At 57.7% G+C, this 1119-nt stretch carries 2 protein-coding genes; both read left to right on the top strand.

From position 1 onward, the window contains the following. A partial coding sequence (locus ABKW30_RS29235; RefSeq protein WP_348602482.1) for a sensor histidine kinase occupies positions 1-745 on the top strand: 745 nt, incomplete at its 5' end. Positions 746-808: 63 nt separating this feature from the next. Next, on the top strand, positions 809-1119 hold a 311-nt coding region (locus tag ABKW30_RS29230; RefSeq protein WP_348602481.1), incomplete at its 3' end, for a response regulator.

Genomic DNA, 1119 nt, shown 5'->3' with positions numbered 1-1119 from the left:
TGCCAATGGCAATGGCATCCTCGATGTGGAGTACAGGATGCTGGAGCGGCCCGATATGCCGGCACACTGGGTCCATGCCCGGGCAAAGGCTGTCACAACGGACGGCGTTACCAAATTCGTTGGCACCGTCCGCGATATCTCCCAAATCAAGGATGCCGAAGCTCGCCAGCATATGGTCAGCGGAGAGCTGCAGCATCGCATCAAGAACCTGCTGGCTGTGGTCAGCGCTATCGCTGCGCAGACGCTTCGCGGCGATGATATCGCCGAGCGGCGAGAGACATTCAATGCCCGGCTGCATGTTTTGGCCGAAGCACAAAACATGCTGATGTCCACCCAATGGGAGAGCGCTGGCATTTACGAAACCCTGCGGGCAGCCCTGGCGCCGCACGGCGGTGCGGACGGGCGCTTCGACATCAGTGGCCCCGACTTCACCATGACGCCGAAACAGAGCCTGTCAATGGCGCTCACCCTTCACGAGCTGGCAACCAATGCCACCAAGTATGGAGCACTGTCGAATGATACCGGCCGAATCAGAATCTCATGGACGATCGCTCGTATCGGCAACCAAAAGGATGCACTTGAATTTATGTGGCGGGAGACCGGCGGCCCTGCGGTCAGCGAACCAAGGAGCAAGGGTTTTGGCTCCCGTCTGATCTCCAGGGTGTTGGCAGCAGACTTTAATGGCGACGTGCGGATCAATTACCCGGCTGAGGGCGTTGTGTGCATGCTGACCGCACAACTGTAGCGGTGATGAACAGAATTCGCGTCAATGCCGTTGAAAGCCAGGAGCAGCCAGGAAAAATCTCATATGACCAATCAACGCATAGCTGTTCTGGTCGTGGAAGACGAAGCCCTTATCCGCATGGGTATCGTCGATGAACTGGAACTGGCGGGCTTCGAGGTCATGGAGGCAGCCAATGCTGCCGAGGCAATTGATCAGCTGGCGGCCAACCCCCTGATTTCGGTGATGTTCACTGACGTCGATATGCCAGGCGGCGTGGATGGACTGAAACTTGCTGCGGCGGTACGTGACAGATGGCCGCCGATCAAGATCATTGTCACCTCAGGTCACCGCACAGTGAACGTCGATGCTCTTCCGACAGAAACCCGGTTCTTGCC

It is taken from the genome of Phyllobacterium sp. SB3, from assembly GCF_040009165.1.
Classification (GTDB): domain Bacteria; phylum Pseudomonadota; class Alphaproteobacteria; order Rhizobiales; family Rhizobiaceae; genus Phyllobacterium.
This window is presented reverse-complemented; position numbering and strand designations above follow the sequence as displayed.